Genomic DNA, 19,659 nt, shown 5'->3' on the forward strand with positions numbered 1-19,659 from the left:
CGGCGGCGCCCGTGCCGTCGGCGCTGCCGGAGGCGCCGGCCAGGCCGGCCAGCGTGCTCACCACCCCCGCCGCCGTGGTTTTGCGGATGGTCCGGTTGAACTGGTCGGCCACGTACACGGTGCCCGCCGCGTCCACGGCCACGCCGGCGGGGTAGTAGAAGCGGGCGGCGGCGCCCGTGCCGTCGGCGCTGCCATCGAGGCCCGCCGCGCCGGCCAGCGTGCTCACCACGCCCCCGTTGGGGGGCGGGGGCCCGGTCAAGCCGTTGGCATCGGGCACCTTGCCATCGGTCAGGTTCACCCAGGCCGTGCCGTCGTAGTAGTAGATGCCCCGCGTGCCGTTGGTTTGGTACACCATGAGGCCGGCGGCGGGGCTGGCAATGGCCGCCCGCTGGGCGCTGGTCAGGCGCGGGGGCAGAAAGCCCTGGGTGGTGCTCACCACGTCGAGCACGGCCGAGGCATCGGGGGCGCCGGCCGTGCCAATGCGCACGCCGCCCGTCTGGGCGTGGGCCGTGAAGAAGCCAGTGGTGAGCAGGGCGAGCAGCAGCCGCCCCCGGCGAAGAATGGAAACGTGTTTCATAAACAAGAACTGGGGAAATGAGATGAGATGAGATGATGCGTTGAGAAAACCACGGCACGCCCCTACTCCACCACGCAGCGCGTGACGAAGCGGCCGGCCGGGCCGGTGTAGCGCAGGAAGTAGGCCCCGGTGGCCAGCCCGGCCAGCGGCACCGCGCCGGTGGGGCGCCCGTCGAGGGCCACCGTGCCCAGCACCTGCCCCAGCACGTTGAGGATGTCGAGCGTGCCCGCCCCCGCCGGGCCGGTGTAGAGGTAAGTGGCGGCCTGCCCGGCGGCCACCCGCGTGGGGTACACCCCGAAGCCCGCCGCCCGGGCCGAGAAGGCCACCGTGCGCACCGGCGAGTAGCTGATTGTGCCGCCCTGGTCGGTCTGGCGCAGGCGGTAGTAGAGCAGCGCGGCCCCGGCCGGCAGCTGGCCATCGAGCAGGGCGTAGTCGTGGCGCGTGGTGCTGGTGCCCGCCCCCGCCACCGTGCCAATGGCCGCGAAGCTGCGCGCATCGAGGCTGCGCTCCACGGTGAAGCCGGCGTTGTTGGCCTCCGTGGCCGTGGCCCAGGCCAGGCGCACGGCGGCGGGCCCCTCGGCCTGCGCCGTGAAGTCGAGCAGCGTCACGGGCAGCGGGTTGGCGGCGTTGCTCACCGTGAAGCGGCTGAGCACCGCCGGGCTCATGCTGAGGCTGCGGGCGCTGGCATCGGCCGCGGCCCCCACGGGGGCCCAGGGCTGGCCGGCCGCGGCCTGCTGCCACATGCGGGCCTGCGCGAAGCTGGTCAGGCCGTTGTCGTTGTCGGGCAGCCAGCTCAGGGTGAGCTGCACGGGCGCGGTGGGCTGGGTGGCGGGCACCACCGCCCAGATGCGGTCGATGCCCTTGTAGGCGGCGTTGGCGAAGTTCACGCCCCGGCTCACGTCGTCGGTGAGCAGGCCGGCCGTGCGCGTAATGGCCACCGTGCCCAGGTTGTTGGTTTTGGGGTCGAGCACGGCCCCGTGGCCAAAGTCCACCGCCGCGCCGCTCACCCCGTTGCGCAGGATTTCGAGCCGGCCCAGCACGTAGCGGCCCGGCGCTTCGCCGCTGAGCGTGGCCCCGTTGGGCAGGCGCAGGGTGCTCAGGGTAGCGCCGTTGCGGGTGCTCACCAGGCCGTTGGTCAGGCTGAGCAGGTTGCCCACCCGGAGGTCGTCGGCCAGGCGCAGGGTGTTGGCCCCGGCCGTGGGCTTGTTCACGAAGAGCTGGTAGAGGGCGGCCCCGCCGGCGGTCAGCAGCTGGTCGGCCACCCCGCTAAAGGTGACGAGGCTGGTGCCGGGCGCCAGGGTGCCGGTGTTGGCCAGGTCGCCGCGCACCTCCAGGGTGCCGGTGCTCAGGTCGAGGGTGCCGGCGTTGGTGAGGGGGCCGTCCACGCGCAGGGTGCCGGCGTTGGTGAGGGTGCTGCCCGTCTGATTGGTGAGGCGGCCGGCACTCACGTAGAGCGTGGCGCCGGGCTGCACCGTAATGGTGGCCCCGGCATTGGTCAGGTCCTGGGCCTGGGCAGTGGCGAGGGCGGCCCCGGCCAGCCCCGTCAGGAGCAGCCGGCGGCGAAGGAGAGCGGAAAAGTGCGTCATGGAAGCGGGCGTGAACACCCCGGCCGGAACCGCCCGGCGGGGCCCGGCAAAGCTCCGCCCCTTCCGCCCCCCGGCGCAATGACCTATTTAGGCCATGCCGCCGCCCGGCCCGCGCTGCTTCAGGGAGCGGGCCAGCAGCTCGCTTTTCGAGTTTACCTGCAGCTTGCGGTAGATGGCGCGCACGTGGTTGTTCACCGTGTCGGGGCTGATGCCCAGCCGGGCGGCAATGACCTTGTAGCCCAGCCCCTCCTCCACGCCCTGCACCACCTCCTGCTCGCGCGGCGAGAGCCGGTTCTCGGGCGCGGCCGCCACCCGCACCGGCGGCTGCGCCCGAAACGCCTGCAGCACGAAGCGCGCCACGCCCGGGCTCATGGGCGAGCCGCCGGCCGCCACTTCCAGCAAATGCTGCTTGAGCTGCGGCAGCGGCGTCGACTTCACCAGGTAGCCCGCCGCCCCCGCGCAAATGGCCTCAAACACCCGCTCGGCGTCCGTAAACACGCTCAGCATGAGCACCTGCGCTGCCGGCAGCCGCTCTAGCAGCACGGGCAGCCCCTCAATGCCCGAGCGGCCGGGCAGGCCAATGTCGCTCAGCACCAGCGCGGGCGGCGTGGCCACGCCGGGCAAGCGGTTGAGGAAGTCCTCCATGGAGCGGGCCACCAGCACGCAGTGAAACTCCGGCTGGGCGCACAGGTATTCGTTCAACGCCTCCCGGATGGGGGCTTGGTCTTCGATGATGGCCAGGGCCAGGGGCGGCGTTTGCATGGGGCAAAAGTAGCCGGCCCCGGCACCGGCGGTCAATGACCTGTTTAGGCCATGCCGCCCCCTTTCTCCTCACCCAGCTTTGCCCGCGTCCTACTTCGTGCCGCGCTCGCCGAAGCAGCGGCGGTCCATGTAGCCGGTTTGCACCAGGCCGTTTTTGTCGAGGCGCACGCGCACGAAGTAGGCGTTGATGGTGTCGAGCACCTGTACCTCGTTGCCGGCGGTGGTTTGCACGAGTACGGTAGAATTTTTCTTCATGCCATCATACACCGGGCAGTCCACGATGGTGTTGTGCGCCACCGGCACGGCGTTGGGGGCCGGGCGCCGGGCCTCGTCGCGGGCGGAAGTGCAGGCCGTGAGCAAACCGGCAGTAGCCAAAACCAACAAGGCAGTACGTTTCATTGACAAAGTCAGGAACAAGAAGGTGGGAATTTCGGGGAAAGGTAGGATAAATTCCCGTTATCCCAATTATAGACAAGCAATGATTCCTCGCCCAACCCCGCACTTTGTCCGACTAAAATATGAACGTCGGCGTACCGTTTTTCGTTAGGCTAATAGATTCCGAAACAGGCCCGTGGGCTTTTGTCCACCGCCGTTCCCGCGTTTCTTTTACCCTCTACTCTTCTCCATTTTATGAACCGCATCACCCGTTTCCTGGCTCATCCGGTGGCCCTCGTGGCCGCCAGCCTGGTGCTGCTGCTGGGCCCCAGCGGCTGCACCACCGCCGCCCGCGTGGGCGTCACCAACGATTTTGACCACGCCGTCAACTTCCGTGCTTTCAAAACCTGGGCCTGGTACCCGCAGCAGCCCAGGGACGCCGAGGGCGGCCCCGCCAAAGGCTACGAGTCCTTCCTCGACAAGCGCATGCGCGCCGCCGTGGCCGCCGAAATGACCGCCAAAGGCCTCACCGAAGTGACTTCGGCCCCCGACATTTACGTCGCCTACAGCGCCCGCGTGGAAGACAAGCAGCAAGTGTCGCCGTATTACAATGGCTTGGGCTACCCCTACGGGTACGGCTATGGCTACTACGGCCGCGCCTACTCGCCCGTGACGCAGTACAAAGCCGGCACCGTGGTGATTGACATCATCGATGCCCGCCGCAAGGAGCTGGCGTGGCGCGGCACCGGCCAGGCCCAGGTCGACCAGAACACCATCGACGAAGCCGAAACCCACCGCATCGTGAACGGCATCCTGAGCACCTACCCGCCGCAGGACAACAACGCCCGCCGCTAAGGCTCCGTCCTGCTTCAGGCAGCAATAACGAAAAAGCCCCGCTGGTTCTAGCGGGGCTTTTTCGTTATTGCTCATCTCCTTCCGCCTCCGAGAGCGGCGCATCAGGCAATGAAGCTATTGGGGCTGCTGGCAGCAACAGCGGGCGTTTGGGGTCGAGGCCAAAGCGGTTGGGGCCGATGGTGCCCTGAACCAGTTGCATCCCGGCGCCCAATACGTAACTCACCACGGGCAGAAAGGCGACCAGAAACCACCAGCCGCGCAAGTCCAAGTCGTGCAGCCGTAGCAGGGATTGAACCACGGTCAGATACAGCACCGCTGCTATTCCCGCCAACGATGCCAGGGCCACCCCGGGCGGCACATCGGCTTTATACAGCAAGCCCGGAACGGCATAGATGCCGAATACCAGGGCATTGAGCCCCAACACCCGGAAGAAATAGTCCCGGCGCCGCAGCCGGCCGTTCGCCGTAAAAAAGGCCATATCTGATTTTTTGGCCCAATATACAGCGACGTTACACCGGCACGTTCACATGGCGCTCGGCGTGGTAGGAACTGCGCACCAGCGGGCCGCTTTCCACGTACTTCAGGCCGCGGCGCAGGCCTTCTTCGCGATAGTGCGCGAACTGGTCGGGGGTGATGAACTCGGCCACGTCGAGGTGGCGCTTGGTGGGCTGCAGGTACTGGCCAAGGGTGAGGATGTCGAGGCCGTTGGCCACGAGGTCGTCCATGGCCTGGTACAACTCGTCGGGCTTTTCGCCCAGGCCCAGCATGATGCCGGATTTGGTGCGGTGCCCGGCCAGCTTGGTGCGGCGGATTTGCTCCAAGCTGCGGTCGTAGCGGGCCTGCGGGCGCACGAGGCGGTAGAGGCTGCCCACGGTTTCGATGTTGTGCGAAATCACTTCCTGGCCGCCCGAAATCATCACGTCGAGCGCGTCCCAGTTGGCTTTCACGTCCGGAATCAGGGTTTCGATGGTGGTGCCGGGCGAGAGCTGCTTAGTGAGCACCACCGTTTCGCGCCACACGCTGGCGCCACGGTCCTTGAGCTCGTCGCGGTTCACGCTGGTGATGACGGCGTGCTTCACTTTCATGAGGGCAATGGCCTCGGCCACGCGGCGGGGCTCGTCGAGGTCATACTCGGTGGGGCGGCCGGTGGCCACGGCGCAAAACGAGCACGAGCGGGTGCAGATGTTGCCCAGAATCATGAAGGTGGCCGTGCCCGCGCCCCAGCACTCGCCCATGTTGGGGCAGTTGCCGCTTTCGCAGATGGTGTGCAGCTTGTGCTCGTCCACGAGGCGGCGCACAGCAGCGTATTCCTGGCCCACGGGCAGCTTCACGCGCAACCAGTCGGGCTTGCGGGGGCGGGCGGGGGCAGCCGTTTCGGGCTGGATAACGGGCAAATCTATCATCTCAATTGACAGTTGATAGTTAACAGTGAGCAGTTAACTTCTGGTAAAAGCATTTTCCCACCCAATCAGTTCGAGGAAAATGCTTCCCAAAATTACGCACACAAAGGCCGGCTTCTATTATGTTGGCAGCCCTTGCCAACGGCCAATTGTCAACTGCTCATTATTAACTGATAACTGCCCCTAGCTCCGGTGCCCGAAATACAGCGTGAGGTACACCGAGGGGAAAAACTGCCGGTTCAGGCCGTCGGTTTCGGCCAGGTTGCCGGGGCTGAGGATGACCATGCGCTTGGTGAAGCCTTCCACCAGCACGCCCACTTCCAGGCCCGTCACGGCGTCGCGGTAGCGGCCGTACTCGAAGCTGAGGCCGCCGCGCACGTGGAAGCCCGGCACCACTTTGGTTTGGCCAATGCCGCTGAAGAGCGGGCCGTGGTCGAGGATGACGCCCGGGTCGACGTGCTTGAGGGGGTCGTACTGCTCGTTCACGATGTCGTCGGTGGCCACGTTGATGACCTGCGTGCGGGCCGCCGTGTAGTCGTAGCTGATGTAGTAAGGCATGAGCAGGCCTATTGAAGGGCCCAGGCTCAGCAGGCCGTTCACCTGCACGCCGGCGTCGGCGGCTTTGCGGAACAGGATGCGCTGCATGCCAATGGACGGCCGCAGCACGAAGGCGTAGTTGGTTTTGCGGTCGACGTAGCTGCCGCCCACAATGGTGTTGATGGTCTGCTCTTTGGCATTTTTCAGCATCACGCCCTCGATGCTCCAGAAACGCAGCAGGCGGTCGTCGAGCACGCGCGTGGAGCGCACCGACACGCCACCCAGCAGGCCGCCCTGGGTGTTGAAATTGACGCCGTACACAAACTCTTTGCTGTACGACTGCTCATCGGAAGGCGCGCTGGGCACCACGGCCGCGCGCAGCGGCGCCTGGGCCCGGGCGCCGCCGGCGACGAGCAAACCGAGGGCCAGCAGCCCTCCGAAACGAGAAATGAAAGAAAGCATGGTCAACCGAATAAATTACCAGGCGGGCTGCCACCGGCGCAGCGCGCGTTGGAATACGTAATTTAGCGAAATAAGAAACAACTTGGTAAAGGTAACTGCCTGACTTGATGAACACCGCCACCGCCCGCTACGCCGGCCACCTGCGCACCGAAGCCACGCACGTGGCCTCCGGCACCGTTATTCAAACCGATGCTCCCGTGGACAACCACGGCCGGGGCGAAGCGTTTTCGCCCACCGACTTGGTGAGCGCCGCTCTGGGCTCGTGCATGATGACCATCATGGGCATCGTGGCCGAGCGCCACGCCTGGGACCTCGTGGGCAGCACCTGGGCCGTGACAAAGCACATGAGCGCCGAAGCGCCGCGCCGCATCGCCCAGATTGACGTCACGTTTCAGCTGCCCGCCGCCCTGGCGCCCGCCGACCGGGCCCTGCTGGAGCGCGCTGCCCTCACCTGCCCCGTCACCCTTAGCCTGCACCCGGACATCAGGCAGAACGTGGTGTTTGAGTATCGGTAGAAAGGTAGTTTAATTGGGCCGTCATGCAGCGCGTAGCGAAGCATCTTTACCTCGGAAGTAATCCAATCGAAAGGGTTTACCATCGCAGTAAAGATGCTTCGCTGCGCTCGGCATGACGTTCTTTTCCAACCGCGAGACTACTTCACCACGGCCTGCACGTCGCTCAGGCGGATGCCCATGTGCGAGGCGTCGTAGGTGCAGGCGCCGTCCTGGATGAGCAGGAGCTGCGGCGACTCGTGGCGCACGCCGAATTGCTCGGCTATCTGGGCCGAAAGGGGGCGGTAGCGCAGCAAATCGAGGTAATAAATCGGGAGGTCGAGGCCACTGTCGGCCCACTGGCGCTCAATCTTGCTCTTGGCCGCCGCGCTGATGGAGCAGGTGGTGCTGTGCTTAAAAATGAGCACCGGCTGCTCGTGCGAGGCCTGCGCCAGTTCGGTGAGCTGGTCGGGTTGGGTAAGGGGAAGCCAGGGAGTGGACATCGGACAAAGTTAAAAAGAAGGAAAGGCGGCCGCGGCCCCGCCACAAGCACGCGGCCCGGCGGCGGGCCGGCACGCTAGCACTACAACGTTTGCGGGCCACTTGATTCCCCGAAGGTTGGGCAATTTTATTTATCGTCCTTGTCCCTGGTGGCATTGCGGGGCTTCTGGCGCTGCTCTTTGCGCACCAGGGTGGTGGTTTTGTCGCGGCGCAGGCCCAGAAATCCGGCCGGCTTCACGTTGGGAGCGGTGCCGTTTTTGTAGTTCACCTCGCGGCTGACCTCGGGCTGGGGCTGCGTGCTTCTGCCGCGCTTGAGCTGCTCGGCCGTCACGTCGAGGTGGCTGTCTTTGAAGGGCACGTCGGCGCGCTTGGCTTCGCGCAGGGCGCGGCGGTTGGCGGCCTTCACCTGGCCCGGCTTTTCGCGCACGATTTGGGCGTGCGCGGTGCCGCTGCCCAGCCACAGGGCCACGGCCAGCCCCAGCAGCAGGCGGCTACGGCTTGCTGCCAGCGTCGGGCTCGGCATCGGGCGTGGGGGCGTCCTGCGGTACTTTGGGAGCCGCCCGGTGGTCGATGTCGTAGTTGGGTTTCTTGTGGAGGCCATATTTGAAGAAGTCCTTGATGGATTGCACGGGACGGAAAGCTTTGTGCCGCTTGTTCACCTGGCGGCGCTTCAGCTTGGGCTTTTTCATCATGCCCCTTTTGTCGTAGCGCACCGTGGAGCGCTCGGGCAGGGTGCGGGGCTCGGTGGTGGTAGCGGCCGGGGTGTTCAGGGTGCCGCCGCTGGGCGTCGAGACGTCGGTGGCGGCTTCTTCGGTGCCGTCGCCCGATTTGGTTTTCTTTTCGGCGTCGTGCTGAAACGCCAGCATTTCTTTTTCCTTTTTCTTCTTGGCTTCGAGCTGGGCTTTGTACTCGGGCGAGGGCTTGGGCGTGGGCAGGCGGTAGGGGTGCACCACCTTGTGATAGAGCGTGCAGTTGCTCAGCAGCCACGCGCCCAGCAAGGACCGAAGAACAACGGAAGGTATACGAGATGTCACCGTAAAACGGGCAAAGTCAGGGAAGAAGGGCGCGAAAGGTAAGGCTTACGGGCGCGAAAACCGCGCCAACTTCGGCGCCTAGTATTGCCGCAGGGCCTGCACCTGCTCGCGCAGCCGCTGCTGCGGCAGAAACGCGGCTTCCAGCGGCGGCGCAAACGGGATGGCCGTGTCCAGCGAAGCCACCCGGCGCACGGGCGCGTCGAGGTGCTCAAAGCAGTTTTCGCCAATCCAGGCCGCGATTTCGCCGCCGATGCCGCCGGTCAGCGTGTCTTCGTGCAGGATGAGCACGCGGCCGTTTTTCTGCACGGTGCGGCGCACGGCTTCCTGGTCCCAGGGCAGCAGGGTGCGCAGGTCCAGAATGTCGGCCGACACGCCCAGGTCCTGGCACACGTCCAAGGCCCAGCGCACGCCCATGCCGTAGGTGATGATGCTCAGCTCGTCGCCTTCGGCCGCCAGCGCGGCCTGGCCGATGGGCGTGGTGTAATATGCCGCCGGCACCGGGCCGCTCAGGCTGCGGTAGAGCATCTTGTGCTCGAAATACATAACCGGGTTGGGGTCCTCAATGGCCGCGCAGAGCAGGCCCTTGGCGTCGTGCGGGTTGCTGGGGTACACCACCTTCAGACCGGGCACGTGCGTGAACCAGGCCTCGTTGCTCTGCGAGTGGAAAGGGCCGGCCGCCGAGCCCGCACCGGTGGGCATCCGGATAACGACGTCGGCATTCTGGCCCCAGCGGTAGTGGCTCTTGGCCAAGTTGTTCACAATTTGATTAAAGCCGCAGGTCACGAAATCGGCGAACTGCATCTCCACCATGCTTTTCTTCTTCTTGATGCTCAGGCCCAGCCCTACCCCCACGATGGCCGACTCGCACAAGGGCGTGTTGCGCACCCGCGCCTTGCCAAAGGCGGCCACGAAGCCTTCCGTGATTTTGAACACGCCGCCGTAGTCAGCAATGTCCTGGCCCATGAGCACGAGGTCGGGGTAGCGCTCCATGCTTTGCTTCAGGCCCTCGGAAATGGCGTCGATGAAACGCTTTTCGGGCGCGGCCCCGTCCTGCGGCGCGTCCGTCACAGGCGCCTCGAACGGCTGGTACATGTCGGCAACTTCCTCCTGAATGTCGGCCGTGGGCATGGGCACGGCGTCGGCTTCCTGCAAGCCGGCCTCGATGGCGGCCTTGATTTTCTCGCGGATGCCGTGCTTGGCGGTTTCGGTGAGGACACCTTCGGCCAGCAGCCACTTTTCGTAGTTTTCCACCGGGTCTTTCTGGGCCCACTCTTCCATCAGGCTCTGGGGCACGTACTTGGTGCCGCTGGCTTCCTCGTGGCCACGCATGCGGAAGGTGAGGGCTTCCACCAACACCGGACGCGGGTTTTCGCGCAGGTCTTCGGCCAGCTTTTTGACGGTGGTGTACACTTCCAGCACGTTGTTGCCGTCCACTTGCACGGCTTCCATGCCGTAGGCGGGGCCTTTGTCGACGAAGGACTTGAAGCGAAACTGTTCGTTGGAGGGCGTGCTGAGGCCGTAGCCGTTGTTTTCAATCATGAAAATGACCGGCAGCTGCCACACGGCGGCCACGTTCAGCGCCTCGTGGAAGTCGCCTTCCGAAGCGCCGCCATCGCCGGAGTAGGTCAGCGTCACCTTGGGCTTTTTGTCCAGCAAATCGGCCAGGGCAATGCCGCCGGCCACGGCCAGCTGCGGCCCCAGGTGCGAAATCATGCCCACGATGTGGTGCTCGTTGGTGCCGAAGTGGAAGCTGCGGTCGCGGCCCTTGGTGTAGCCCGTGCGCTTGCCCTGCCACTGCGCAAACAGGCGCCCCAGCGGCACCTCGCGGCCCGTGAACACGCCCAGGTTGCGGTGCAGCGGCAAGATGTACTCGTCGGCCTCCAGGGCCAGGGTGCTGCCCACCGAAATGGCTTCCTGCCCAATGCCCGAAAACCACTTGCTCACCTTGCCCTGGCGCAGCAGAATCAGCATTTTTTCCTCAATCAGCCGCGGGCGCAGCAGGTGCTGGTAGAGGTGCAACAGGGTTTCGTTGGAGAGGTCGAGGCGGTCGAACGTCATAACAAGCGGGTGGGATTGATGGGACAAAGGTAGCAGATGGGCGGCCGCGCTTTTTGCGCCCGGCAAGGTGATGACGAGCGGCAGCCGGGCCGAACTTGCCGCGCAGCAAAAAGCCCCCAGCCGCTATGGTGGCTGGGGGCTTTGGGTTATTGACCGGGCGGCTTTATTCCAGCACCACCCGCTTCACCACCAGCCCGGCGGCCGTGGCCAGCCGGAGCGAGTAGACGCCGGCGGCCAGGCCGCGCACATCAAAGCGGGCTTCGGTGCCGGTGGAGCTGGCCGCCACGGACTGCTGGCGCACCAGCTGGCCCAGGCCGTTGTAGAGGCCGGCCGCAACGGGCTTGCGGCTAAGCTCGGCGGGCAGCTGCACCGTGAAGGCGCCGGAAGCCGGGTTGGGAAACAGACCCACCTGCGCAGCCAGGGCACTTTCGTGCGCGGCCGACGGCAGCACAATGGTCACGACATAGTCTTCGGTTTCGCCCGAGGCAAAGCTGGAGCAGGCATCGGCCGGACCGTTGCCGGCGCCGGCCGTGCGGCTGCGCACGCGCAGGCCGGTGCGGCCCAGCACGGCCGCGGCCGGCACCGTGAAGTTGGCCAGCCCAGGCAGGTTGGCAGCACCGTTGAGGACAACTTGGGTGCCTTCCGAAGCAGCAAACACCCCGTCCTGGTTGAAGTCAATCCAGGCCGTGATGTCGGAGGTGCCGTCCGTGGTCACGCTGTATTGGTACGTGCGGCCCTGCGCCAGGCTGGCCGTGGTGTTGCCCGCCACCGGGAAGCTGGAATAGGCATTGCCCGCCACGGTGGTGCAGGTAGTGCCGGCATTGTTGAGCGTGGTGGTGGGAATGGCCACGGCCACGATGTTGTTGCCCCCGCAGCCGCCCCCGATGTTGGCCGTGCAGTAGGTGCTAGTGTTGAAGCTCACCGTGGCCGGAATCGACGTGAGGCCCCCGCCGCAGTTGCTGGTCACCGTCACGGTGTAGGTGGTGAAGGGCAGCAGGTTCGTGAGGCTCACCGGCGAAGTGGCCGAGGTAACGGTGGTGGCGGTGCCGCCATTGGGCGTGTAAGTGACGGTGTAGCCGCCGCTGGCCACCGACGGGCCGGTGAAGGAGATGCTGGCCGTGGTACCGGTGGCGGTGGCCAGCAGCTGGGTCACGGCCGGGCAGGCGGCGTCGGTTTGCACGCACAGGCCGATGTCGCCCCGCGCGGTGGTGTTATACGTCCAGATGCGGACGTACACCGTGGCGCCCGGCGTAAGGCCCGTGGCCCGCACGTGCGAGTAGTTGCCAAAGCCCGTGGCGTCGTCGTTGCACCCCACGCTGCTGAGGCTGCCGCAGGTGCCCGCGAGCAGTTCCAGGACGGTATCGCTCACCGGCGAGCCGGGCACGGCGCTGGTGGTGGCTTCCACCACGCCGTTGGCCGGCACCGTCACGCGGTACCACACGTCAGCCGTCACCGAGCCACAGGCCGGTACCGGCGCCGAGGCCGTGGCCGCGCCGTTGTTGGCGATGGTAACGGCCGTGCAGCCCCCCACCCCGAGGGTAAGTGGCGTGGCCGAGCCACAGTCGTCGTTGCCTATCGTCACGGCCGGGGTGGTGAAGGTGAGCGTGGCCGGGGGCGTGCTGGTGGTGCCGCCCGCGCAGTTGCTCACAGCCGTCACGGTGTAGGTGGTGCTGGGCAGCAGGGCCGTCAGGCTCACCGGCGAGGCGCTGGGCGCGGGGCTCACGGTTTGCAGGGAGCCGTTGGTGGCTTGGTAGGTGACGGTGTAGGTGGTAGCGCCGTTGCCGCCCGCCAGCCCGATGCTGGCCGTGTTGGCCGTGCTGGTCAGCAGGCTGAGGGTGGGCGAGGCGCAGGCCGGCGAGAGCAGCACCTGCACGTTGTCAATCCCGATGTCGGTGTTGTTGACGTTGCCCGACTGCCCGGGCTGCCCCACGAAGCGAATGATGGCCGTGGCCGAGCTGGCCGGAAAGTCGACCACCTGCGCCGAGAACGTGGGCTGAACCCCCAGCCGCAGCAAGCGGGTGAAGGTGGTGCCGCCGTCCACCGAGAGCAGCACTTTCAGCGAGTCGTTGCCGGTCGTGTTAGTATAATCAAAGGTCAGGCGCTTGCTGCCGGCCGCGCTCAGGTTCACCAGCAAGTCGAGGTTGCCGGCGGGCAGGTTCACGGCGTACATGCTGTGGAAGCGGGCCGAATGCGCCGAGCCCTGCGACCCAGTGGGCGTGTACAGACCCAGGTCGGGGGCGGTCCAGAGGGCAGCTTCGCCGTCGTCTTCGCGCCGCCACGAGTTGGTGCCCGTGGCGGGGGTGGTGCGCCAGCTGGCGTTGGGAGCATCGCGCACGTCACACACGCTCAGCCATTCGGCCTCAAAGCTTTCACTGAAAGGCAGGGCCGCGTAGGCGCGGCTGGCGCAGCCGCCCGCCACGAAGGTGATGGTGGCCGGGGCCGAGGTTTGCCCCGCCCCGCAGCTGCTCACCACGGTGGCCGTGTAGGCCTGCCCGGCCACCAGACCGGTGAGGGCCACCGGCGAGGCCGTGGGCGCCGGCGTCACGGTTTGCACCGCGCCGCCGGGCGTTTGGTAGGTCACGGTGTAGGCATTGGCGCCAAAGCCCGCCGCGAAGGCCAGGCTGCTCACCGTGGCCGAGGTGGTGCTCACGCTCAGGCCCGTGGGGGCGGCGCAGCTGGGCGCCGGCGTGAGGCAAAGGGTGAAGGTGGCGGTGGCCGCGTTGTTGGCGCCGGTCTGGGCCACCCGCACGAAGTAGGTGGTGCCCGGCGTGAGGGTGCGCAGCGTGAGCACCGGCAGCGTGCGCTGCCCCGGGCTTAGGCCCGCGCAATCTATTTCGGTGAAGGGCCCCGCGCACGAGGCTGCGCTGAACACCCGCACCTGCTTGCCGGTGCCGTTCAGGGCCAGGCTCACCGCGGTGCTGGCCGTGCCGGTGGTGGGCGTCGTGAACGTAAACCACACGTCGTAGGGATTCGAAGAAATAGTGCCGCAGCCGGTGCTGGTGTAGCCGTAGGGCACCGTGGACGTGGCCCCGTTCACCGAGCCGTAGGCCGTGGCCTGGCAGGTGCCGCTGGCATTCAGCGGGATGGCAATGGCGCCGCAGGGCTCGTCGTTGACGATGGCCGTGGTGAAGGTGAGGGTGGTCGGGCTGGAGGTTTGGCCCCCGCCGCAGTTGGCCACCAGGCTCACCGTGTAGGCGGTGCCGGGCAGCAGGCCCGTGAGGGTGTAGGGCGAGGCAGAAGCCGTGACCGTTTGGGGGGTGCCGCCCTGGGCGGTGTAGGTGATGGTGTAGTTCTGGTTGTTGTTGCCGGGCGTGAAGTAGAGCGGGGCCGTGGTGTCGGTTTTAATGCCCGAATAAAAGTTGCTGGGCGCGGCGCAGCCCACCGCCCCCACCACGCAGATGGTGAACGCGCCGGGGGTGTTCCGGTTGAAGGCGCCGCCCTCGTCGGCCCGCACGTAGTACGTGGTGCTGGGCGCCAGCCCGTTCACCACCAACGGCCCGGCCGAGCCCCCGCCGCTGATAAAGTTGTTGGTGGAACAGCCCAGCTGCGTGAATGGCCCCGCGCAGCTCGCGGCCCGGTACACCCGCAGGGTACCCGCGCCGCTTTGGCCGGCGTTTTGCACCGTGACGCCGGTGCTGCCCGTGCCGCTGGCCGCGGTGGTAAAGGTGAACCACACGTCGTGCGAGCCCACCACGTTGGCGCAGTTGGCGGGGCCGTTGGTGGTCACGGTCGAGGCCGTGGCGTTGGTGTTGTCGGCAGCCGTGGGCACGCAGGCGGAGGTGGTGCTCACCGGCAGGGCGATGGCCCCGCAGGGCTCGTCGTTGGGCACGGGCAGCACAAAGCCGTAGACCCCGCTCGACTGCCCGGAGCCCGAGCAGTTGGCCGCCACCGTCACCGAGTAGCTGTGGCCCGGCGTGAGGCCGGTGAGCGGCTGCGGCGAGACGCTGGCCGAGAACGTGGGCAGCGTGGTCTGGGACGTCAGGTCGCGCACGGTGATGACGAACGGGGCCACGTTGTTGATGCCCGGCGTGAAGGCAATGGTGCCCGTGGTAAGGCCCGTGCTCACAAACGGCCCCACCGTGGGTGCGCCGCAGCCGGCCGTGCCCGGTCCGTCGCTCACGCAAATGGTGAATGCCCCCGGCACGTCATTAAAAGAAGCATTGCCCGCCACCCGCACGTAGTAAGTCGAGTTGGGGAGCAGCAGGTCGGTTATGAGGCGGGGGGCGGTGGTGTTGGCTTGGTTCGAGGCCGAATAGGCCACCGGCGTGAGCGGCCCCGCGCACGCCGTGCCCGAAAACAGCTGCACGAACGTGGCCGCGTTACCCGTCACGGTGATGGTGGCCCCAAAGCTGGCCGCCCCCGTGGCCGCCGTCGTGAATTTAAACCACACGTCTTTGGGGTTGCCGGTGTTAGAGTAGCCGTTGGGCACGGTGGTGGTGGCGTTGGCGTTGGTGCTCGCCGTGGGCGTGGTGCACACGGGCCCCTGGGGCGTGAGCACCACGGCCCCGCAGGGGTCGTCGTTGGCGGGGGCCTGGGCGCGGGCGCTCAGCCCAGCCAGCAGGCCCACGGCCACTAGTGCCCGCCGGGCCACCCGCCCAGCCAGTAGTATCGTTTTTTTCATACAGAAATGGGAAAAAGGATGAAGGATAAAGAACTCAAGGCATAGGGGCCCAATCGGGGCGGGCAGGGCCCCGGGTGTTGCCGGCCCCCCCGCCAGGGGGTAAGCAAGGGCGCGGTACTTACCAGCGCCCGGCTGGGGATAAGAAAAGGAGGTAACCGGTCATTGCCAGGGCCTGCCTGCGGGAGGAACAGACCATCCGGTCGTTGCCCCTATTGCCCCCGGGTGGCCACAATGAACAGAAAAGGGTTCTGGCATTTGTCGGCGTGCATCGCGGCGGGCAGGGGTAAAAGAAAGGTGAGGGTAAGGGCCTTGCGTTGGTCAAGCGCTTGCCTTCTCAAATATGTAGTATAGAAATCTAATAGTGAGTGAAGCCACTGAATTTTCTTTAAAAGCACCCCGCCGCCAACCCGGCTACCCCGCCCGGTGTTATGGAAGCCCCTGGCCTGAACCGGCCCACACCGCTACTTTTACTCCATGATTCATTTCGAAGAATTCACCCTCGCCAACGGGCTGCGCTGCATCGTCCACGAAGATTTCAGCACGCCCATGGCCGTGCTCAACGTGATGTACGACGTGGGCTCGCGCGATGAAGACCCCGGCCACACTGGCTTCGCACACTTGTTTGAGCACCTCATGTTTTCGGGCTCGGTGAACATTCCGAGCTACGACGAGCCGCTGCAGCGCGTGGGCGGCGAGAACAACGCCTTCACGTCCAGCGACGTCACCAACTATTACCTCTCGCTGCCAGCCGCTAACCTCGAAACCGGCTTCTGGCTCGAAAGCGACCGGATGCTGAACCTGGCTTTCTCCGAAAATGGCCTCGAAGTGCAGCGCAAAGTGGTGGTGGAGGAGTTCAAGCAGAGCTATCTCAACCAGCCCTACGGCGACGTCTGGCTCAAGCTCAAGCCCCTCGCCTACCACACCCACCCCTACCAGTGGAACACCATCGGCAAGGAGATTGCGCACATCGAAAACGCGGTAATGGACGACGTGCGCGGCTTTTTCCAGAAGCACTACGCCCCGCAGAACGCCGTGCTGGTGGTGGCCGGCGCCGCCAGCGCCGCCGAGGTGCGCCGCCTGGCCGAAAAGTGGTTCGGGCCCATTCCCGGCGGGCCGGCCTACCAGCGCCAGCTGCCCCAGGAGCCCCCGCAGCAGGAGGCACGGCACCTCACGGCCACGGCGCCCGTGCCGCTTTCGGCGTTGTACAAAGCTTACCACATGCCCGCCCGCGCCGATGCCCGCTACAATTCCGTGGACTTGCTCAGCGACATGCTGGGCCACGGCAAGTCGGCGCGCCTGCACCAGCGCCTGGTGAAGGAGCAGGCGCTGTTCAACAACATTTCGGCCTCGCTCACCGGCTCGCTCGACCCCGGCCTGCTCGTCATCAGCGGCAAGCTGAACGCGGGCGTGGACCTCAAAGCGGCCGATGCGGCGGTGGAAGCCGTGGTGGCCGAGTTCCTGGCCGAGGACGTGAATGCCCAGGAACTCGAAAAAGTAAAAAACCAGGCCGAGAGCAGCCTGGTTTTTGGCGAAATCGACCTGTTGAACCGCGCCCTGAACTTGGCCTACAGCAAATTGCAGGGCGACGCCAACCTGGTGAACGAGGAAAGCGGCCGCATCCAGGCCGTGACGGTGGCCAGCGTGCGGGCCGCGGCGCAGGAGGTGCTACGGCCGGAGAACTGCAGCACGCTGTACTACGAAGCCGTGGAGCAGGCGTAGAATAACAGAACGGTCATGCTGAACGCCGTGAAGCATTTCTACCGCAGCAGTAAACCTACTTACTTGCGCGGTAGAGATGCTTCACGGCGTTCAGCATAACGGCCTTTTACCCTAGACTTACTTGGCTTTCGCCTTCACTTTGGTTTTGGCCGGGGCCACCGGCAGGTTGCTGTCGCGGCTGAGGGAGCTGTTGGCGGGCTTGGTGTAGCGCGGGCGGGGCGTGCGGTTGTCGTTGTAGCCGCCGTTGCCGGTGTAGCCCACCTGCTTGCGCATGGGCATGGCCGGCGCCAGGTACGAGGTGGAGCCGTTCTTGATGTCTTCGGGCACGCCGGCGCCGTAGGGCTTGCCGGTATGCGGGTTGATTTTCACGGCGGGCTTGGCCTTGCGCGCGCCGCGCGATGAGTAGGGCGCAATTTTCTTGCGGGCCTTACGCGTGGTGGTTTGGGCGCTGGCATCGGAGGCGGCGAAGGCCAGCAGCAGCAGCGAAGCGAAGAAGTAACGGAGCATAGATAAAGAATTGGAGATGAAAAGGAAGCCGCCGCGGCACCACGGCCAGCACCGGGCCCGCAGCCAACGGTTCTGCTTCATACGCAACAACGGCCCGGGCCGGATGCTGACGCCGCCCGGCAGCCGGCACTCCGGGAAACCAAACAGCCGGCCCCGGGGATGAATCCGGGGCCGGCTGTTGGGCGTGGCTGGTTTAGTTGCCGAGCGTGGTTTGGGTGGCGGGCTTGCGGGCGGGTCGCACGCTGTACGGTACGAGACCGTTGCTGGTGCGCACGTGCACGGGCATGCCGGGCGCGGCCGAGATGTTCTGATTATCGATTTCGCCGCGGGAAGTGCTGGCGGGCAGTACCGATTCGGGCGAGCCCCAGCCGTCGTTCGAGGCCACGGCGGTTTGGGTGCTTTCGATGGCCGGCCAGCCGTCGTTGAGGGGCGCGACGGGGGCCGATTTCACGGCGACGCGGCGGGCTTTGGCGGCTTTGCGGGCGGCTACTTTGGCGGCCTTAGTGGTTTTTTTGGTCGACGCCACCGGGGTGGTTTGGGCGCTAGCTTCAGCCAGCAGGAACATCGACAGGGCGAGGGTGAGGAATGAACGAAACATGGCTGAAGGAGTGAAGGAGTGAGTGAAGAAAAGTTGCTTACCGTGGTTGTAAGGACATATTCCAAAGGCGTGCCAACTTTCCCAACTCCTCCATTTGCCCCACCAAAAAGGCCCGGAAGGTGCGCAAACGCATACCAACCGAGCCGTTGTCCCGACAAACTCCCGCGTTTTATCGCGGGGTGAGCGTGGTTGGGGTTTTGGCGCGGGCCGGCGCGGGGCCGTTGTAGCCTTCTACCTTCTTGGGGTTGTCCACGTTCACGGGCATGCCGGGGGCGGCATACACGCTCTGGCCTTTGCCGTCGGCGCTTTCGGTGGAGCCCACCGCGCCGTTGCCGCCGGGGCCGATGTCGTCGCGGCCGCCGTTGGCAGGGGCGGCCGTGGTGTTCGTGCGCTTCGTGGTGGTTGCGCGGGTGGTGGCTTGGGTCCTGGCGGCGGGCCGGGTGGTTTTGCGGGTGGTCTGGGTGGTTTTGGTGGTGCCGGCGGGCGCGGACTGCGCCGCGGCTTCGGCCACCACGGCCAGCGCAAACGCAACGGAAAGAAGGGTGCGAACCATGAGAGGAATGCTGAAAGGGTGAGAGAAGGGGCTACCACAACAACCCCAAAACAGCAGGTTTCGGCGCGCTACGGTTGCGGTAGGCATACGCGAAATGCCGCGTCCCGGTACGGCAGCCCCCGAAACTTCTGGGTTTACTCCCGTTTATTCTCCGCTTTATGAATGGGCACTACGCCAAACGGCCCGGCTGCTCCCCTTTTCAGGGAAACAACCGGGCCGTGCGGACAGATGCGGCGAAGAGCCGGGCGCGCTTACCAGCCGAGCGGCTCGGGCGCTTTTTTCTTGGGAGCAGGGGCCTTGGCCGGTGCCGCAGCAGCTTTAGGAGCCGTTTTGGGGGCCGGGGTGGCCGCGCCGCCTTTGGCGGCCGTAGCTCCCGTGCCCGCCGTAGCGGTGGCGGGCTCAGCGGCCGGGGCAGCTTCGGGAGCCGGAGCGGCAGCCGCGGCCGGGGCGGGCGCGGGCGTGGCGTCTACGGGACGGGGCGGCCAGGGCTTTTCGCGGCGGGGCTTGCGGTTGAGGCGACGCTCGCGGGCGGCAATGGCGTCGTCGGCCATCACGTGGCGGCCGCCGCGCATCATCACCGGCGAGCCGGGAGCCACGGAAATGCCCTGGCCGATGTTGGCCGCGCCGGAAGACGAGGAGGCGCCGCCGGCGGCACCAAAGCCTTTGTCGGCACCCGCAGCAGGTGCGGCAGCAGCGGTTTCTTCCGGGGCCGGAGCGGCTTCCGGGATGGGCCCCGCGGTGGCACCGGCGCTCTGGGTGGCCTTCTGGCCCGCGGCGGTGGCGGTTTTGGTCGTGGTGGTTTTCTTAGCGGGGGCTTTTTTGGGGGTGTCGCCCCAGCCGGCGGCGGGGGTATCCCAGCCGCTCTGGGCCGAGGCGGAAGAGGCTAATCCTCCGAAAATAAAGAGAAAAAATAGCGCACGTTTCATGGAATGAGCTTTAAGTAAGGGGAATACGGAACCGGGGTAACTGAATGTGTTCGGGAATCGTTCGGCGAGGGCCGGGCCCTTGCCGTAACTTTGCGGC

18 protein-coding genes and 1 pseudogene are annotated in these 19,659 nt (G+C 66.2%); 3 read left to right on the forward strand and 16 right to left on the reverse strand.

What is annotated here, in order from left to right; all coding sequences use genetic code 11:
• The 4 genes and pseudogenes from I2H31_RS15605 to I2H31_RS15620 all read right to left on the reverse strand — a co-directional run.
• Positions 1 to 577: pseudogene (locus I2H31_RS15605) on the reverse strand (hypothetical protein); the annotation flags it as partial.
• A gap of 62 nt (positions 578 to 639) precedes the next feature.
• A complete protein-coding gene (locus I2H31_RS15610) occupies positions 640 to 2,163 on the reverse strand; it encodes a fibronectin type III domain-containing protein (RefSeq protein WP_196293978.1) in 1,524 nt (507 codons plus the stop codon).
• Between the two features lie 87 nt (positions 2,164 to 2,250).
• On the reverse strand, positions 2,251 to 2,925 hold the full coding sequence (locus I2H31_RS15615) for a LuxR C-terminal-related transcriptional regulator (protein ID WP_196293979.1): 675 nt from the start codon (positions 2,923 to 2,925) through the stop codon (positions 2,251 to 2,253).
• Between the two features lie 90 nt (positions 2,926 to 3,015).
• Complete coding sequence (locus tag I2H31_RS15620) at positions 3,016 to 3,324, reverse strand: SH3 domain-containing protein (protein ID WP_196293980.1); 309 nt, start codon at positions 3,322 to 3,324, stop codon at positions 3,016 to 3,018.
• Positions 3,325 to 3,555: 231 nt separating this feature from the next.
• Between I2H31_RS15620 and I2H31_RS15625 the strand changes: the two genes are divergently transcribed.
• Positions 3,556 to 4,155: a DUF4136 domain-containing protein gene (locus I2H31_RS15625; RefSeq protein ID WP_196293981.1), complete on the forward strand. Its 600-nt coding sequence runs from the start codon at positions 3,556 to 3,558 to the stop codon at positions 4,153 to 4,155.
• A 64-nt stretch (positions 4,156 to 4,219) separates the two neighbouring features.
• Here the strand turns inward: I2H31_RS15625 and I2H31_RS15630 are convergent, their stop codons facing one another.
• From I2H31_RS15630 to I2H31_RS15640, 3 genes are all read right to left on the reverse strand, one after another.
• Positions 4,220 to 4,633, reverse strand: coding sequence for a DUF805 domain-containing protein (locus I2H31_RS15630; RefSeq protein ID WP_196293982.1), 414 nt, complete (start codon positions 4,631 to 4,633; stop codon positions 4,220 to 4,222).
• A gap of 31 nt (positions 4,634 to 4,664) precedes the next feature.
• Positions 4,665 to 5,558 carry a lipoyl synthase gene (gene lipA / locus I2H31_RS15635; protein WP_196293983.1) on the reverse strand — a complete coding sequence of 298 codons (894 nt, stop codon included), beginning with the start codon at positions 5,556 to 5,558 and terminating at the stop codon, positions 4,665 to 4,667.
• 180 nt (positions 5,559 to 5,738) lie between these two features.
• Positions 5,739 to 6,554 (reverse strand): hypothetical protein, encoded by an 816-nt coding sequence (locus I2H31_RS15640; protein WP_196293984.1) that lies wholly within the window; start codon positions 6,552 to 6,554, stop codon positions 5,739 to 5,741.
• Between the two features lie 107 nt (positions 6,555 to 6,661).
• Here I2H31_RS15640 and I2H31_RS15645 point away from each other — a divergent pair, with 107 nt between their 5' ends.
• Positions 6,662 to 7,069, forward strand: a complete 408-nt coding sequence (locus tag I2H31_RS15645; protein WP_196293985.1) for an OsmC family protein — start codon at positions 6,662 to 6,664, stop codon at positions 7,067 to 7,069.
• A 137-nt stretch (positions 7,070 to 7,206) separates the two neighbouring features.
• Here the strand turns inward: I2H31_RS15645 and ytxJ are convergent, their stop codons facing one another.
• The 5 genes from ytxJ to I2H31_RS15670 all read right to left on the reverse strand — a co-directional run bounded on the left by ytxJ (position 7,207) and on the right by I2H31_RS15670 (position 15,259).
• Positions 7,207 to 7,548, reverse strand: coding sequence for a bacillithiol system redox-active protein YtxJ (ytxJ, locus tag I2H31_RS15650; RefSeq protein WP_196293986.1), 342 nt, complete (start codon positions 7,546 to 7,548; stop codon positions 7,207 to 7,209).
• 125 nt (positions 7,549 to 7,673) lie between these two features.
• Entirely contained in the window at positions 7,674 to 8,069 is a 396-nt protein-coding gene (locus I2H31_RS15655) for a hypothetical protein (protein ID WP_196293987.1), read from the reverse strand.
• Entirely contained in the window at positions 8,038 to 8,544 is a 507-nt protein-coding gene (locus I2H31_RS15660; RefSeq protein ID WP_196293988.1) for a hypothetical protein, read from the reverse strand. Before I2H31_RS15660 ends, I2H31_RS15655 begins: the two co-directional genes overlap by 32 nt.
• A 114-nt stretch (positions 8,545 to 8,658) precedes the next feature.
• Positions 8,659 to 10,638, reverse strand: coding sequence for an alpha-ketoacid dehydrogenase subunit alpha/beta (locus I2H31_RS15665; RefSeq protein ID WP_196293989.1), 1,980 nt, complete (start codon positions 10,636 to 10,638; stop codon positions 8,659 to 8,661).
• A gap of 163 nt (positions 10,639 to 10,801) precedes the next feature.
• Entirely contained in the window at positions 10,802 to 15,259 is a 4,458-nt protein-coding gene (locus I2H31_RS15670; protein ID WP_196293990.1) for a fibronectin type III domain-containing protein, read from the reverse strand.
• 474 nt (positions 15,260 to 15,733) lie between these two features.
• Between I2H31_RS15670 and I2H31_RS15675 the strand changes: the two genes are divergently transcribed.
• Entirely contained in the window at positions 15,734 to 16,978 is a 1,245-nt protein-coding gene (locus I2H31_RS15675; RefSeq protein WP_196293991.1) for a M16 family metallopeptidase, read from the forward strand.
• A gap of 117 nt (positions 16,979 to 17,095) precedes the next feature.
• Here I2H31_RS15675 and I2H31_RS15680 read toward each other — a convergent pair whose 3' ends face one another.
• From I2H31_RS15680 to I2H31_RS15695, 4 genes are all read right to left on the reverse strand, one after another.
• Positions 17,096 to 17,485 (reverse strand): hypothetical protein, encoded by a 390-nt coding sequence (locus I2H31_RS15680; RefSeq protein WP_196293992.1) that lies wholly within the window; start codon positions 17,483 to 17,485, stop codon positions 17,096 to 17,098.
• 193 nt (positions 17,486 to 17,678) lie between these two features.
• Entirely contained in the window at positions 17,679 to 18,083 is a 405-nt protein-coding gene (locus tag I2H31_RS15685) for a hypothetical protein (RefSeq protein ID WP_196293993.1), read from the reverse strand.
• Between the two features lie 169 nt (positions 18,084 to 18,252).
• Positions 18,253 to 18,636, reverse strand: a complete 384-nt coding sequence (locus I2H31_RS15690) for a hypothetical protein (RefSeq protein WP_196293994.1) — start codon at positions 18,634 to 18,636, stop codon at positions 18,253 to 18,255.
• Between the two features lie 251 nt (positions 18,637 to 18,887).
• Positions 18,888 to 19,562: a hypothetical protein gene (locus I2H31_RS15695; RefSeq protein WP_196293995.1), complete on the reverse strand. Its 675-nt coding sequence runs from the start codon at positions 19,560 to 19,562 to the stop codon at positions 18,888 to 18,890.
• Positions 19,563 to 19,659 lie beyond the last annotated feature (97 nt).

The sequence above is a fragment of the Hymenobacter ruricola genome (assembly GCF_015694525.1).
Classification (GTDB): Bacteria; Bacteroidota; Bacteroidia; order Cytophagales; family Hymenobacteraceae; genus Hymenobacter; species Hymenobacter ruricola.